Source organism: Suttonella ornithocola (assembly GCF_001889065.1).
Lineage (GTDB): Bacteria > Pseudomonadota > Gammaproteobacteria > Cardiobacteriales > Cardiobacteriaceae > Suttonella_A > Suttonella_A ornithocola.
This window is the reverse complement of record NZ_LWHB01000303.1, coordinates 1-630: the sequence shown is the minus strand read 5'-3', so window position 1 is coordinate 630 and position 630 is coordinate 1. Positions and strand designations below refer to the sequence as shown.

The 630-nt window shown below is 43.0% G+C and carries 1 protein-coding gene; it reads right to left on the bottom strand.

All coding sequences use genetic code 11. The features are described 5' to 3' along the window. The coding region (locus A5N85_RS13930; protein ID WP_249024001.1) for a GTP-binding protein at positions 1–630 on the bottom strand (630 nt) is incomplete at both ends.

Genomic DNA, 630 nt, shown 5'->3' with positions numbered 1-630 from the left:
ATTTCAACACCAGTACAGGTCGTTTTTGTCGTTGGACGCAAGCCTACAATTTCAAGCTCATCACCAACTTTAACAATACCACGCTCAACACGTCCAGTAACCACAGTACCACGTCCCGAAATTGAGAATACATCTTCAATTGGCATCAAGAATGGCTTGTCAATATCACGCTCTGGTTCTGGAATATATGAATCTAATGCATCAACTAATTTTTCAATTGAGGGTACACCAATATCAGAAGTATCACCTTCTAAAGCTTTAAGAGCTGAACCAATGATAATTGGGGTATCATCACCCGGGAAGTCATAGTCCGATAGTAGTTCGCGAACTTCCATTTCAACCAATTCTAATAGCTCTGCATCGTCAACCATATCCGCTTTATTTAGGTAAACCACAATGTAAGGGACACCCACTTGGCGTGATAATAAGATATGCTCGCGGGTTTGCGGCATTGGACCATCAGCAGCTGAACAAACTAGAATAGCTCCGTCCATTTGCGCTGCACCTGTGATCATGTTTTTAACATAGTCAGCGTGTCCTGGGCAGTCTACATGTGCATAGTGACGTAATGGTGATTCATATTCAACGTGAGCAGTTGAGATGGTAATTCCACGAGCACGCTCTTCTGGT